The sequence below is a fragment of the Metallosphaera yellowstonensis MK1 genome (assembly GCF_000243315.1).
Lineage (GTDB): Archaea > Thermoproteota > Thermoprotei_A > Sulfolobales > Sulfolobaceae > Metallosphaera > Metallosphaera yellowstonensis.
Map to the genome: position 1 here is coordinate 791,370 of NZ_JH597770.1, position 14,383 is coordinate 805,752.

A 14,383-nucleotide genomic window follows, 5' to 3' on the forward strand; every position below is an offset into this window, starting at 1 on the left:
CCACCGGTATTCACTTTCAGGGAGAATGTAAAGGTAAACGGAAATTTGGTAACTGCTGTTACGCTAGCAAGACTCTAACGTTTCTGAGTAATTTTTAATATTTTTAATCACTTCTAAACATTCCTTTGAATCAGGTATTTTTATAACAGTAGTTATGGGACTTTAAGGTAACTTAAAGATTTTCATCAGCCCCGGCGGTCCACCTGAACGGCGCTCGAGAACCTGAGGAACGCCTCCACGCTCCTAAGGTTCAGCTCCACTACCAGATCCCTGACGACGTTGTTGATGGTGAAGATCGTGAGGTAGCACTGAAGCCTCTCCCTCCTCCAGAACGAGGAGTCCCAGGGCCTTGACGTCCTTTGGAGCTCCTCGATCTCCCACCCTACAGGCCTCCTCCCCGCTGAGCGAGAGGTCGGTCGTGTAGAGGTACCTGGCCTGTGTCCCGGAGTCGTGTTCCCGGACGAGCAACTTCACCGTGACCACTCGGCCTCCCAGGGTCAGGTCGGCGTAGTAGACTCCAGGGGGTATCCCACTGGGAGGTGCCCCTCCTCGAGGGTGTCCTGGGCAGACCCTGGGCTCGGTTGGACTTGAGCCTTGACATTACGTTGTCCGTCACGAGCTTCTCGGACAGTACGGGAGTCGAAGACGACCCTGGACACGCGGAAGCGCTCCTTGAGCACGTCCAACATCTGGCCACGTCCATCTCGGTCTTGAACTCGGTGACCCTCACAAATCCCACATCTTCCTCAAGGCGTAGGGGAAACCGTGAACGTCCTGCTTGAGGTCCACTATCACGACCGTGAGGAGCTTGGCTCTCTCGAACCTCCCGTGGGTGTGGCAGTAGATTCAGTGGTTCTCAGGGGCTCACGTCCCCCTGAGCGTCGTGGTCCACGGTGTCGTCCACGATGACGACCTGACCCTTCAAAGTCTGACAGGACCTTCAGCCCCTCCACGCGTCGTCGAGTTCTCCCAACGCCTCCAGTAGGTTTGAGTAGTCCAACCCGAACGTCTCGGCCCTGTTCCTCACGCTGGCCCTCCCACCTACCAGGACCATGAGGACTAGTGCCAGTTAACCTTCCTGCTCCTCCCCTTCCCCCTCACCACGCCCAGCCTGTTGATCTCCCTGACAGCCTCTCCCTAGCGAACTCGATCGGTCCCTTTCCGCACCTTTTCAGCGGGACGACGTCGAAAAACTTCTCGCCAATACAGGCTTTTTCGTATTACCTCCCTAAGATTCCCATAACTGCTGAAAGGAGAAGTTACACCACAGATAAACACTTTTTCCCTTTAAACTACTTTACCATGCATGAAAATCTCCGTCATTGTCACCTGCCACAACGGAAGGGAGTACATTCTGGAGGCACTGCGTTCACTTGACTCTCAGACGTTCAGGGACTTCGAGGTGATCGTGGTGAAGAATTACGTTGATGATAAGATAGACAGGTACATAGAGGACCGTGGGTTCACGAACGTATTGGACACGAACGTTAAGTTGGGCCATAAAGCAGCGGCGGGGCTAAGGAATTCCAGGGGAGAGATCATTACGTTCCTGGACGACGATGACATGTATCAGGCTCACAGGTTAGAAAGGTTGGCTAAGGTATTTGAAGATCCTCGCGTGACATATTTTCACAATGACGCAATCCTAGTGGACGAGAATGGGAGAACAATGGTCCAAGCGGAGCCAGTGGAGGAGACGAGTAGAGTTAGAGACGAAGAAAAGAGAGTCAAATTGAAGTATCTTGATGATAAGAGGGCAGGTTTCAACAACAGTTCCATAGCGGTGAGGAGAGAGTTAGTTGAGAGATATTTAGGTGAGATAAATAATATAAACATCAGCTTAGATAATTTTATTTTCTTCAGTGCACTGTGCAATAGTGGAGACGTAGTTACAACGGACTCAAGACTCACCTTTTACAGGATTCACGCGTCCAACTCCTCCTTTTCTAACGCTTCGTTCACAGCGTGGGTGGAGAGGAACATCCAGGTACTACCAAGGTATATGGAAGACCTTGAAATCATGTTGAAATTATTTAGGGGGTGCTTCATCGAAAGGAAATTGAGGACCGGGTTTCTTTGGAGTAAACGTATTTTAGCCCTCCTTTCGAGGATCAATAACTCTCCCAACAAGGTAACGCTTCAGTTAGCAGACCTAAGTTCATCTCCCTCCGCTAAACAGTTCTTGGTGACCTCGGCCTTCCTCACCGCTCAATATTTCCCAAACACTTTGGGCAGATATCTATTGAAAAGGATTTACACCAGAGAGATGAAGCGGAGAACCAAAATCTTCAAACTTGAGAGGGCCTGATAAGAACCAAAAGACTTCACCCCTCCTCTGGAAGGGGCGAGGCTTTAACTCCTTTGTAAGAGGGCAAAAGAGCCCCCCTCCATAACCCATCCAGGAACTCAACAGTTCCGTCACGAATATTAGGCAGGTCTTGAAAATTTTAGGAGACTCGAACAGGGATGAAGGAATGAAACTTTCTGACAACTGGGTAACCGGGAATTCAGATCTGTTAGTAACGCTCATCCTAGATTTCATCCTGTTCCACAACCTGGTCACTGGAGGATACATAGGGTACGCAGACATGACCACAATCCCTGCCTTCATAGGTTCACCAGATCTCCCTGGAATTCTCGCTTCCCTATCGGGAATAAGCTATTTTCCCCCAATATTTCAGGTCCCCTTAGACGCCGGCCTCACCGTGGTCCAGGTACTCTATTCCCTCGTGTTCGGGACTTACTCCGCGAACCTGTTGTACTATTCCTGGCTGGTATTCTACTCGTTAGGACTGGTTTTCCTCCTGAGGAACTTAACCCAAAACAAGGGCCTCATTATCCTGGGAACTGCAGTGGGCCTGGTGAATCCTGGGGTTCTGAACGTAATAAGGGATTCCCCTCTGACTCTGTACATAGGGCCAATCCCCTGGTTTATCGCCTTTTACTATAGGTATAGGATACTCCGTAGATCAAGGTTGAATCTCTTGCTCTCACTCCTTCCTCTCACAATCCTCAGCATTTACGGGCCTGGCATTCCTGCGCTCCTTCTGTCCCTAATCTCCGTGGAGATGTTCGCCTTCCTGAGGCAGGGACAGGTAAGGGACAAAATAGTATCCAGCCTCAAGTCTGTGGCACTGGTACTGTTTTTCTTCACAGTGTTCCATCTCAATGTACTGTACCTGGTCCTGACAGGAGGACCCCAACTGGACACCTATAGGGAGGCCGAAAATCATTTAGTCACGAACTATGGAATCCTTAGCTTTAACCTGATCCAGCAACTGGAGTTTAACGTTCTAAGTAATAAGTTCAATTATTATTATATTTCCCTCCTCTCATGGGCCTCCACCACGTTCTCCCAGTTAATCGCCGTCCTCCTCTTGATCTACGGACTGATCAGCATAGTACTCCTCCTGAGATCAAAGAACTTCTTTCCCCTGATCTTCTTCTCACTGAGCGTAGCCCTCGTGAGCTACGCTCAGAACTACCTGGATCTCTACCAAACTATAACCCACACGTTCCCCATCTTCGCTGGGGTGGATCCATCAGAGTACAATCCCCTCATGGGGGTCTTCCTAGCCATGGCGACTACCTCCTTCAAAACCCAAGTTAAACCTATGGTCTTTAGACTGATTCATTACCTTCCCCTAGTCCTGATAATCTTCCTGACTCTACTCAGCGGGGTAGTGATGGAAGCTAACCTGGCAGTGGTGTGGAACCACGTGAATCTACCCCAAAGCGTCGAGCAGGGCTACCAGACCTTGTACGCAGGTATCCAGGGAGAGACCGTGATCTCTGTACCTCCCATAGATCGATTTTACTTTCCCTTTTACACGTATAACGGAACTGTGTATGGGCTCAGAAATCCAGAACCTTGTGTTCCTCCTGTCTTCCCGCTATTGGCCTACCCCAAGAGTGCCGTGGTGATAGATTCCCTCCCCTCCGTCGCCAACCTGGAGAACCCGTACGTCGAGTTATATTATACGCTCTTCATTGGAAACACCACAGGTTTTCAATACTACTCGACAATCCTCAATGTACAGAGAATATTTTGGATAGGACCCTCCGTTAACTTCAACAAGCTGTACACTCCGTACTACGTAGCCAACCTAACCATGCTCGAGAACAGGACAGGATTCCACGTAATAGCTGACTACGGGGACTTCGCGATCCTAGGTAGTAATAATGACCCTACCTATAAATTATTAATAAGAGGCCCGTTGGTGGAGATCTACCCTCTGAGGAACGTAACTTCAGTAGTGACACCTGTGGGTTACGGTACCCAGGTGATCGTAAACGGATATTCTGTCAGGGACTACGGGGGAGTAGTAGAGGTTGTCTCTTCCCACCCCTTAAGGCCATTCACCTTGACCTCAAATTACGTGATTTTCAACTTGATTACAGATTCCGCCATAATCGTGTTCTATTTAGTACTTCTTGTATCTCTTTTCAAGGTAGTGTGGTCTCGCTCATCCGTCCGCGAGAGTAAAGCCTTAAGCTCTGACCCGTAGTTTGATGTTATGGTCAAGTTGGGGGTAGTGAGCTCTTCTCCCTTCCTATTGAAAGAGGGAGGGGCTGAGAGACACGTTTGGGAGTTCCTGAGGAGGGCCAGGGATCACTTTCAAATTGAACTCCTCCCGTGCCTGAGTGCCCTAACTCAAGGGGACAGGGAGAAAGTGTTATCCAAGCTTGATGTCCTAGAAGGAGAGGGCTTCATTGTCCCTGAAGTCGTGAGGGACCTGTTCACCAGGTTCCGGGTGAGTAGAAAAGAAGTCCTACTAAATTACGTCAGTCTAGCTCTCCACGAGAGGTTAGCCAAAGAGTTGAGAAGGGAAGTGGAAGGTCTAGACTTCCTTTTCGCTCCTAACTTCATGAGCCCAGAGGTGTCCATGATGGGAAAACCCTACGGGATCCTGGTAAACGCTTATCTTGCTCCCCTTCACATGGGTCCCATAAGGCATTCACTTTGGAAGGCCAGGATAGGGCAGGAACCGCTCTACCTGGGACTGGCCAAGAGCGTGATAACGTCAATATATTGGGAGAGGTCTCTGAGCGTCATGAGGAGGTCTCCCCCCAAGTTCATAGCCGGAGTGAACAGGGTAGCCCTCTTAGACAAGTTGAGTAGTGTTCCAGGAGAGAAGATCCTCATAGAGCCAGGTTTCGCTGTGGAGGGTCTATCCTTCGTAGAACCTGAGGGGAAGGGAGACTACGGGGTTTACATGGCAGCTAGACTCGTTCCTAGCAAGGGTCTCTTCGACCTACTTGAGGTAGTGAAGAGAATGGGAGGGAGAAATTTCAGGATCATGATCTTGGGCAGACTCGAGGAGTACCAGGAGGAGTTCCTCAGGAGGGTGGACGAATACGAATTAAGAGACGTGATAGTCCATGTGGGATACCTTGACGGGAGGGATAAGAGGGAAGTGATCTCAAGGGCTAAGGTACTCATTTACCCCTCCCACGACGACACCAACTCCATTGTGGTCTTGGAATCGTTGTCCCTCGGTACACCTGTGGTGGCATATGACATTCCAGGGTTAAGGTTCGTGTACGAGGGGTTACCAAACGTGGAACTAGTGAGGGAGTTCGATTACGAGGGAATGGCACTGAGAGCCTCAGAGTACTTGAGCGGAGCGAAGAGGTTCCAGTTAACGCCAGAGTTAAAGAGATTTCTTGAGTCCCACTCCTCTTGGGACAGAGTGATCCAACAAGAGATTGAAGTACTAAGGAAATATACTTAAGAGGAGGAAGTAGAAGAGTGGTTAACTGTCCCCTAGGACACAAACTGAGCTCCAACCTCAACGGTGCACTGAACATCAGGAAATCCACCAACGTAGCAATGAAGAAACCCATCTCCTTCCTGGTGGACCAGAACCGAGTAGCATGAGAAAGTAATGAGGGAAAGGGCATACCGCATCTGCCTACTTAATAGCGTCAAAAGGACTAGGAATGTTAAATGATGGTAAATGATCTAAATTTTACGGCTTATCGGAAACTGTTGGCAACGGCAGCAGTTTCATGACTTTCCCTTAATTACCGCCCTGTTTTCAAGGGAAATCTAATAACCGCTACTCTCGCCTTCATGGCGTGGAGTAGGTCAGAAGGTAACTATTAATTTCCTCCTTACTCTAGTTCAACATGCCTTCCCTCAGCATAATATGCTTCATGCCATCATATAACCTCCTTGAACAGGGTTATCCATTCCTGGAGGTCATCCTCTCTTCCCTCAACGTATGTGACAAGATGTACATCTACGATGGTTCCTCCGACTCCACGACCAAGGTGCTTTCACGGATCAAAAACCCCAGGTTAATCGTTCTCAGGGGAGATTGGAACTTCAGTTCCAAGAACACCAGAGGAGGACAGGTGATAGCTGAGGTCTCCAACAAATTACTGGACGAGGTGAGAAGAAGGGAAGGCTGGGAAAACACCTTCGTCTACTACGTTCAAGCCAATGAAGTGTTTCACGAGGAAACTTACTCCCAAATAAGGTTGATACCCGAGACCTACCCTAATTACAGGGGATATCTACTCTACTACTACGGTTTCTACGGTACCCTGCTGAGGGGGGAACAGTTCCGCCTTAGGATGGCACCCCTCTCTAAACACGTTAGAGTGATACATGACGGCTGGACCATGAACGTCTTCGGAGGTTTCCTAAAGGCCGTCAAGATAGTAATGAGACATGAGGCTGGAATGATGTTGAAGTATGGTAGATTGAACGACTTCCTTTGGGTCTCGAACTCCATGTACAGATATGTTTACACCAGGAGACCAGTGTTCAGATATAGCCTACTTTTCAGATCCATTGTGACCAAGAAGTTGGAGACCCACAGTTCCATGTTCAAAGACATGAGGTTCTCGGAGATGAGGGAGATGGTGGAGAAGATGAGGGAATTAAAGGACGAAGAATTCTGGAGGGAGATGATAAAGGTGAGCGAAAAGGTCCAGGGGAGCGGAAAGAGGGAGTTTCCTAAGGTCACGATACCCGTAGAGGATCACCCTAAGGTCATGAGACCTCTCCTTTCAATGTCGACCTATGAACCCAGGGAGGAGATAATCCGTGAAATAAATGAGCTGAGAGAGCCAGTAACTTGTTGAGACGACTGACGGAATTCTATGTAGAATTACAGCAGTTATGGGACTTTCCCTTAAATATCGCCCTGTAATCGAGGCGAAATCTAATAAACACTGTAGAATTAGTTGAATGTAACCTGCCACGTCAATGAGGCAGAGAAGAATTCTCCTCGATCACGTATGATCAATTATTACGCTTAAGCTACTGAAACAAAATGAAATCGCAATGGAGACCTGAACGGCCCGTATCACCTCGTAGTCTGGGCAAAATCTAATAGCTGTTAGTCGATATTATTTTTAGGTCGATCCTACGATATCACCACTGTGAAGGCAACTCTTGTAATACATCGTGTGACGAAGTCTCCCAGTGGAGAAGGTTTCGTGGTTAGGGTGAGTGCAGAGCTGCTGAGGGAGAAGAACCTCGATGTGACACTGGCCACGTTCTCTCCCCCCACGGACGACCTCGGGTTTAAGAACGTTAGGGTGTTTCCGATTCACCTGAGGAGATTCGATAAATACCAAAGGTTACTGACTATGTACTCTGCAAGGAAAACGAGACCCGATTTCTTCCTGAACATGATGGGCGTCCCTATACCCTTATCCGACATCGCGCCTCACGTAGTGTACGGAGTCGCCCCTGAGTTCTCCTCGGTTCCGTCAAAATACTCCTCCTCCCTGTTTTGGAAGCTTTACCTCATGCCCATGAAGGCCGTGATCGGGAAGCTAAAGTCGGAGGCCAAGAGGTGCGTCTACCTTGCCAACTCCAAGTATTCAGCTAAGGCGATCAAGGAGGTGTATGATGTTGAAGCCACGGTGATCTACCCGCCGGTGGACGTGCAGGACTTCCTCAAGGCATTTCACGAGACAGGTGAGCCGTTCTTCGTGACCGTGGGTAGGTTCGAGGAGGGGAAAAGACTCGATCTTGCCTTGGAGTTCTCAGCCAGGTCTGGTATAAGGGGAGTTGTGATAGGGGCCATGGAGGGGAAGAGCTACCTGAAATACCTACAGAAAAGGAAGGAAGAGCTTAAGGCCAACGTAGTCTTCCTCCCCAACGCCAGTAGGGCACAGCTCTTGGAAACAATGTCGAGGGCATCCCTCTACTTTCACCCCACCCCAGGGGAACACTTCGGTATACCTATCGTTGAAGCCATGGCCTCTGGGTTGATCCCCTTGGTTCCAGAGGACAGCGGGGGGGCGGAAATCGTTCCCGAGTTCAAGTACAGGTCAATACAGGACGCAGTGGAGTTGGCCAAGGGGTGGGTTGAGGCCCCTCCGTCAGTGAGGAGGGAGTTGAGGGACAGGTCTACCATGTTCAGCAGGGAGAACTATAAGGAGAAGATGTTGAATATTCTGGAAAAATTTAGTTAAAAAAATGTCTAACTTATCTTCCTGAACACGAGTATCAGCACGACGATGGAGATTATTATGGCTATTATGCTAACAGCCAGGGCTATGTCCACTGTGCCTGAGAGACCTGAGAGGGCGTTAACCCTGCTGTTCAAGGTGGTGTACTCGTTGTTCAACGTCGACACACTACCCTGAAGTCCGGCGACAGAGCTGTTGAGGGTTGATATGGAGGTCTTCAAGCTATTGACTGTGCTGGTCAGACTATTCACGGTGCTGGTCAGCGACGAGACACTCTGGCTGAGGGAGTTCAATTGAGTCTCTAGGCTGCTTAAGGTTGCGTTGAGCTGCGAGATCAGGGCCCCGGTGTTCTGATTCACGGTTACCGGGAGGGTCACGGTGTTGGAGGTCATTCCGGCGTAGGTGGCAGTTATGACGAGGTCACTCTCGTATTGGACGTTGGGCATAGTGAGGGTCAACACGTACATTCCGTTGGTGTAGGTGAAGTTGTACATAGTTCCATTGAACTGTGCAGTGACCGTCGCGGTGCTCACCGGTTGTCCGGCGAAAGTGACCACGCTCTCCACGGTCAGGGTCGTTCCTCCGACCACAGTTATCCCGGTTCCAGAGGTCAGATCCTTAAGGTTGACGTTAGGGGAGGTTGCACTGACTACCTGTAGCGCGAGTTGCTGTATCTGTACCGTTATCTTGAAGGAGTAGGTCTGAGGAGCTACCACACTGATGGTCTGTGTCGCGGGGCTGTACGGGGCTGGAGGGATCACCTTGAGGGTGTAGTTCCCGGTCGCTAGGGAGATTGTCGCCTGACCTGAGGAGTTAGTCACTGCAGTCTGACCGTCAGCAGTAACCGTGGCCCCTGAAACAGGTATTCCCTGGGGATTGACCACCAGGACGTTGACAGTAGCCGTCAGGGGGGAGAACTGGAAAGTAGTGGAGTTGGTGAACCCAGTGCTGGTTCCCACGACTACAGTGTAGGTTCCGAAAGGTAGTATAGCGGTGGGTTGACTGGGGAAAGTGAAGGCCTTTAACGTGTAAATGCCGTTGGCGTTACTCGTGGTCGTGTTGGAGTAGACTGCCTTTCCTTGAGGATTATATATCGTTACTCCCACTAAGGTGTTGGGGGCTGTTGTACCCTCAATGAACACAGTCTGTCCTGGATGATACACTGGTTGAGTTGTCACGGTGATGGGTGTGCTGGTACCTGCTAGAGCCATGGGGACGAGTGCTAGTCCTAATCCCAACAATAGTAAGGGAAGGAAACTGAGTTTCATGAAGTTTCACCTTACATGATTCTTGTTAAAAAATAAAAATTAACTTGCAGTCACCACTTCCGTGAGACCTGGGTTATAGGGTATGCTGAGCTCTGGGTTGGAGAACGGTATCAGTACGAAGGTGTAGTTGCCTGACATGGTCGGAGTGAACCTCAATCCTACCTGAGTGCTCTGCCCAGGCACCAGGTTCACGACGACTATGCTCTCCGCTTGCACTGGGGTGTTGTTCTGCAGTACCTGTAGAGTAGCGTATATAGTCTCGTTAACGTTGCCGTTATCGGTGATGTTGAATAACACGTTGTAGGTCTGACCTACAACCATGCTGGTCACAGGAGTGCCGTTGGGACCTATGATCGTGAAGTGGTTCACTAGGACACTGGTCTTTATGACCCCTATATAGAAGTAGGTGCTAGCCTTCATCGTGAGCTGCTGAAGTACGCCGTTAAAGTTGAAGTACTTCCCCTCAACAACGTTCATGAGGACCGTTACCTGGTTCACTACACCAGGCTTAGCCGATATCTCTCCCGAAACTCCTGGTGTGTACACCTGTGGCTCGACGACCTTTAGTTGTCCAGTGTAGTACGGGGTAGGTATCAGTACACCGTTCTTTATCTGTTCCATTTGAGTCAGGACCAAGGTAGTCGTCTCTCCGTTGGCTGGGTTCACGACGGTCACGTTGAACGTCGTTCCAGTTCCTGGCACGTAGGGGTTCTGGACAGCGTCAGGGGCGTAGACGGTTATGTTGACGAGCTCACCTGCGGTAGTGTTGGGGAACGGTACTGCACTAGAGGGAGACTGGGTTATGTTGACACCGTTGAAGAACACCGAGATCACGGGTGGTACTAGACCGTTCACGTCCAACTTGGCAACATTACTGGACACTGATGGAACAGAGTAGGCTGAAACTATGGTGACAGTACCCGTGGTCACGTTAGGTACTTCCACCACATGGATCGAGTATACATTGTGAGTGACCTGAACTACGTCAGTCAAGTTGACGTTCAAGGGTATGCCGTAACTGCCCGGAGTGCCGGACCATAATGTCATGGGTACCTGCATTATCCAGATGGATCCGTTGTAGTAGAAGGATACGTTACTACTGCTCGTGAGCTGAGGACCGGTAACCAGCTGTTGAGATTGCTGAGTAGAGACAGTGGATATGAGGTTACCTAATAGGGTCAGGGAGTTGGGGGATGCCGTTGACAGACCTGATTCAGTGTAGTTCCCTGGAGATGGATGATAGTAGTAAGAGAACAGCGGGGATTGCATCTCAATGAGTAACTTGGCGAAGGGTGAGGCTGGGGATGGGTTGAGTATGGAAACTCCTATGTCCACAGTATTGATGGAAATCGACTGCTGCTGGTAATATGGAGTTATGGCGGAGGACGTGCTGGTGGGTCCTATGGTGGCGTTGGCGTTTATCAGGACCACGGATCCTGGGGCCACAGTGAAACCGGCAGTGGTCACTAGTGAGGTCCTATTTCCAGAGGACAGTATGCTGGGGTTACCTAAGACAACCAGACCACTGAACGTTCCTGAGCCAGCAGATACTTCGCTGAGGGCTACTGGCGACGTGACTATTGTGGGAGTTCCAAACCCGTTCCACTCCACGAATTGGGCGTAAATGTTCAGAGAGCCAGTGTACCTCATGGTGCTGGACTCCACTAGACCGGGACTGGTCACCGATACCACAACAGACTGACCCGGATTGGCGGAGGTCTGATTCACGGACAATGTGAAGGTGGAGGGCTTCAACACCACCGTAGCGTTTACAGTAACTCCAGACGCTGGAGATGTGTACTCAAAGACTATGAGACCGCCGTTAACTACGTTCTTTAAGTTGGTTATGTTCACGTTATTAATGACTAGGTAGAACTGACCTTTACTCTCATTGACGTAATAGGTAACTTTTCCTGTGAACAACCCTGTACCTGGGGAGGTCTCGGAGAGAGTAGCAGTTGTACTATTAACCTTAACTCCGGCAGGGTTCTCAACTATGACCTTAAGTGACGCCTGCAGTGCTGAGGAAGGTATGGTCTGAGCGTAAAGCTGATCGCCTACGTTTATCACTATGTAGTGCTTCTCTGGAAGCACATTATACGGCAGAGGTGGAAGATAAGCAGTCTCGGTGGAACTGAACGTTGTGGAAGTTGGAGTCTCGATGGTTATGTTGGGTGCGATGGTCTGGAACGTGTAAGTCACAGATAGGGTTTGGGCGGCGAACTCGTCATATATCTTGAAGGTCAGCTGGGTGCCTGAAGGTATGTAAGATAACTTGAGCAACCCCTCAATGCTCGTCCTGGGCACTAGGATGAAGAACGTGCCGTTACCGTTGGCGGAGGTTAACCTACTAATTCCTAGATCGTTCAAGGTTCTAGTTATTGAGGTACCGTTGGGGAGGACGGCAGTAACATAGTCTTTAGCTACTAATACTCCATTATAGGTCACACTATTCCCGCTAATAGTGAGCGTTGTTGCCGTCCCGAAGGCCAGGTTGGGCTCATTATAGGCAAGTTCGATGGATGGGGTGACGTTGGCTACAGCCACCACATTGGGTATTGGTACTAGGGCAGGAGTTCCTACAACTATCTGGCCAGGGGTACTCACATTGACTGGCTTTGTGGAGCCTAAGAAGTTGAACGATGCACCTATGTCGTTAGTAGCCGTGATCAGTATAGTAGTATTACTGAAATCGTAGGGAGGTAGGGTTACTGTGACCTTGCTACTGGTGAAGCTTACACTCGGCTTACTGCCTATTTGTAACACCGTAGGCAGGGTGAAGACGCCACTACCAGGGTAGGATTCAGGTAGCGTTACAGTAGTGTTTAAGTACTTGCTACCTGTGGGCCCCTGAAGGGAGACGTATACAGTTATGCTCTCGTCCACACTGTAGTTGATTATGTAGTCGAAGGCACTGACAGTCATGTTCTGTCCCTTCTGTACCGAGAGAGAGATGGGCTGAGGTACGGTCTCCCTTATGGTCCCAGTCACGGAAGCCGAGGCATTGAAGTTCAACCAGTCGTCTACGTAGATCGTAATAGGAGTGTTGGTGGTGAATAGTCGGGATACACTCACTAGATTTGCGTATTGAGAGCCTGTAACGTTGGCTGGCGAGTACTTGCCGTTCTCAAGGGTATCATAAGCCTTGTTGGTGCTGGTTATTACCGACGTAGTGTAAATACTGAAGTTACCGTTGTATACATTTCCGTAACCGAACATAGCCTGTGCGTTGGAGATGGGGTTATTCTCAAAGACGCTAGTGTTCACATAGACGCCATTCATTATGGCTAAGTAGGACACGTTCTGAATTACCGGATTCTCCATCTTTCCATTGACCGTTATTGAGAATCCACCATTTCCTCCAACTAGGGGGTTTGCCTGCATTACATTATCCACGAAGAAGTCCTCCCAGGTGGAGTTAAGGGGTACGGTGCTCTCAGTGTTCGTCAAAGTGGGGGCATAGCTGTTGGTGTTCGCTATGAAGTTGTTTACGGTCACGCTTGCCCCAGTGCTGTATGAGATGGTTATGGTGGAAGCGGAGCTGAAGTAATAGAGGTCGGTGACATTTACCGTTCCTCCTCCTGTTACAACTTGGCCGTAAGTACTTACAAGATTATTGGGGAAGGTACTGGGTAACATCATCTGAAACACTCCAGATGTACCATTGGTTGTTCCTACACCACTTTTGAAGGTAAGATAAGGATTAGTCAGGTTGACATTGTCTAACGTGCTATTGATGGTCAAACCAGCGGTGAGACTGACATGGTTACTACTTGTAAGACTCGCACTTAATGTCTCTCCGTTTTGAAGGGTTATTGTGGTTGGAGTGGTAGTAGGAGTCAAGGTGATGAAGAACCAGAAGTAGTGCCCTCCGTTTTGCAAGTAATACACTGTTGAGGCGTTAGTTATGTGGTCACTGTTCAAAGGTAACGTGACACCGTTAGCTGTGACTGTGAGGTTCCCCTCCACATACTTTGCACCATATTGGTTCTGAGGCACGTTGGGGTTATACACCGCCACCAGAACTACTTGCGCAGGACCTACCCATTGGCTACTTATAGAGATGGTTACTCCTCCAGCTGATCCACTGGTCTGTGCTTGTGGTATTACACCAAATAGGAATGAACCTCCCATCAAGAAAACTAGGAGGATCGAGAGATATCTCATTGCCTTGTCATGCATACATTATTCACTGATCTGAGCATAACTCGTTAAAATATAAAAAATGGATGACTACTGGTGTATACACCAGATGGGTCAGGATCTTTAGGGGAGAGGACGGGAGGTTAAATATAAACTCGTGAAACTCCATGAAAGTGTTTACCCGTGGCGTAACTTACCTTCTTTAATCACTTCTAATTCCGCCACGGGCACCCCTCTTAAGGGATCATACACGGTCACCCTCAATTCGTTGGGGCTAGTCGAGGGAAACTTCAATACCCTCCCATCCAATCACTCCCATCCTCGTGAGCAGTGCCCGTCATCGGTTGGGAGATCATCAAGAGAGAATTCTTGGGTAATACTACATGAACATGACCGACGTCAAAACGATATTTAGAAAATTGAAAATAACGAGTAGTTACGTGAAAGAGTTACAGTCTAACCCCCCACGGGGTGATTCAGGGCTCCTTTGCAAATTGTAATATATCTCTCGGTTTAGACTTATTCAATGAAGGAAT

At 49.2% G+C, this 14,383-nt stretch carries 8 protein-coding genes and 2 pseudogenes; 6 read left to right on the forward strand and 4 right to left on the reverse strand.

Translation table 11 applies throughout. The features are described from left to right. Positions 1–162: 162 nt before the first annotated feature. A pseudogene (locus tag METMK1DRAFT_RS18570) lies at positions 163–1,119 on the reverse strand (IS701 family transposase). Between the two features lie 187 nt (positions 1,120–1,306). Here METMK1DRAFT_RS18570 and METMK1DRAFT_RS15210 point away from each other — a divergent pair. From METMK1DRAFT_RS15210 to METMK1DRAFT_RS15230, 6 genes are all read left to right on the forward strand, one after another. Continuing rightward, positions 1,307–2,308 (forward strand): glycosyltransferase family 2 protein, encoded by a 1,002-nt coding sequence (locus METMK1DRAFT_RS15210; protein WP_009075859.1) that lies wholly within the window; start codon positions 1,307–1,309, stop codon positions 2,306–2,308. A gap of 166 nt (positions 2,309–2,474) precedes the next feature. Continuing rightward, on the forward strand, positions 2,475–4,508 hold the full coding sequence (locus METMK1DRAFT_RS15215; RefSeq protein WP_009075860.1) for a hypothetical protein: 2,034 nt from the start codon (positions 2,475–2,477) through the stop codon (positions 4,506–4,508). 9 nt (positions 4,509–4,517) lie between these two features. After that, the gene (locus METMK1DRAFT_RS15785; protein ID WP_009075862.1) at positions 4,518–5,735 is read left to right on the forward strand and encodes a glycosyltransferase family 4 protein; all 1,218 of its coding nucleotides are present in this window, start codon (positions 4,518–4,520) and stop codon (positions 5,733–5,735) included. A gap of 17 nt (positions 5,736–5,752) precedes the next feature. After that, the gene (locus METMK1DRAFT_RS19610; protein ID WP_009075864.1) at positions 5,753–5,881 is read left to right on the forward strand and encodes a hypothetical protein; all 129 of its coding nucleotides are present in this window, start codon (positions 5,753–5,755) and stop codon (positions 5,879–5,881) included. A gap of 251 nt (positions 5,882–6,132) precedes the next feature. Further along, the gene (locus METMK1DRAFT_RS15225; protein ID WP_009075865.1) at positions 6,133–7,095 is read left to right on the forward strand and encodes a hypothetical protein; all 963 of its coding nucleotides are present in this window, start codon (positions 6,133–6,135) and stop codon (positions 7,093–7,095) included. Positions 7,096–7,395: 300 nt separating this feature from the next. After that, positions 7,396–8,439 (forward strand): glycosyltransferase, encoded by a 1,044-nt coding sequence (locus METMK1DRAFT_RS15230; RefSeq protein ID WP_009075867.1) that lies wholly within the window; start codon positions 7,396–7,398, stop codon positions 8,437–8,439. Between the two features lie 8 nt (positions 8,440–8,447). Here METMK1DRAFT_RS15230 and slaB read toward each other — a convergent pair whose 3' ends face one another. The 3 genes and pseudogenes from slaB to METMK1DRAFT_RS19615 form a co-directional block, all read right to left on the reverse strand. Next, positions 8,448–9,704, reverse strand: a complete 1,257-nt coding sequence (gene slaB, locus METMK1DRAFT_RS15235; RefSeq protein ID WP_009075869.1) for an S-layer protein SlaB — start codon at positions 9,702–9,704, stop codon at positions 8,448–8,450. Positions 9,705–9,743: 39 nt separating this feature from the next. Beyond that, positions 9,744–13,886, reverse strand: a complete 4,143-nt coding sequence (slaA, locus tag METMK1DRAFT_RS15240) for an S-layer protein SlaA (RefSeq protein WP_009075872.1) — start codon at positions 13,884–13,886, stop codon at positions 9,744–9,746. 138 nt (positions 13,887–14,024) lie between these two features. Continuing rightward, a pseudogene (locus METMK1DRAFT_RS19615) lies at positions 14,025–14,225 on the reverse strand (hypothetical protein). Between the last annotated feature and the right edge of the window lie 158 nt (positions 14,226–14,383).

Excerpts from the sequence above, each read along its gene's own strand:
- slaA (WP_009075872.1), bottom strand. The coding sequence starts at position 13,886 with ATGCATGACAAGGCAATGAGATATCTCTCGATCCTCCTAGTTTTCTTG.
- slaB (WP_009075869.1), bottom strand. The coding sequence starts at position 9,704 with ATGAAACTCAGTTTCCTTCCCTTACTATTGTTGGGATTAGGACTAGCA.
- METMK1DRAFT_RS15225 (WP_009075865.1), top strand. The coding sequence starts at position 6,133 with ATGCCTTCCCTCAGCATAATATGCTTCATGCCATCATATAACCTCCTT.
- METMK1DRAFT_RS15215 (WP_009075860.1), top strand. The coding sequence starts at position 2,475 with ATGAAACTTTCTGACAACTGGGTAACCGGGAATTCAGATCTGTTAGTA.
- METMK1DRAFT_RS15785 (WP_009075862.1), top strand. The coding sequence starts at position 4,518 with ATGGTCAAGTTGGGGGTAGTGAGCTCTTCTCCCTTCCTATTGAAAGAG.
- METMK1DRAFT_RS15210 (WP_009075859.1), top strand. The coding sequence starts at position 1,307 with ATGAAAATCTCCGTCATTGTCACCTGCCACAACGGAAGGGAGTACATT.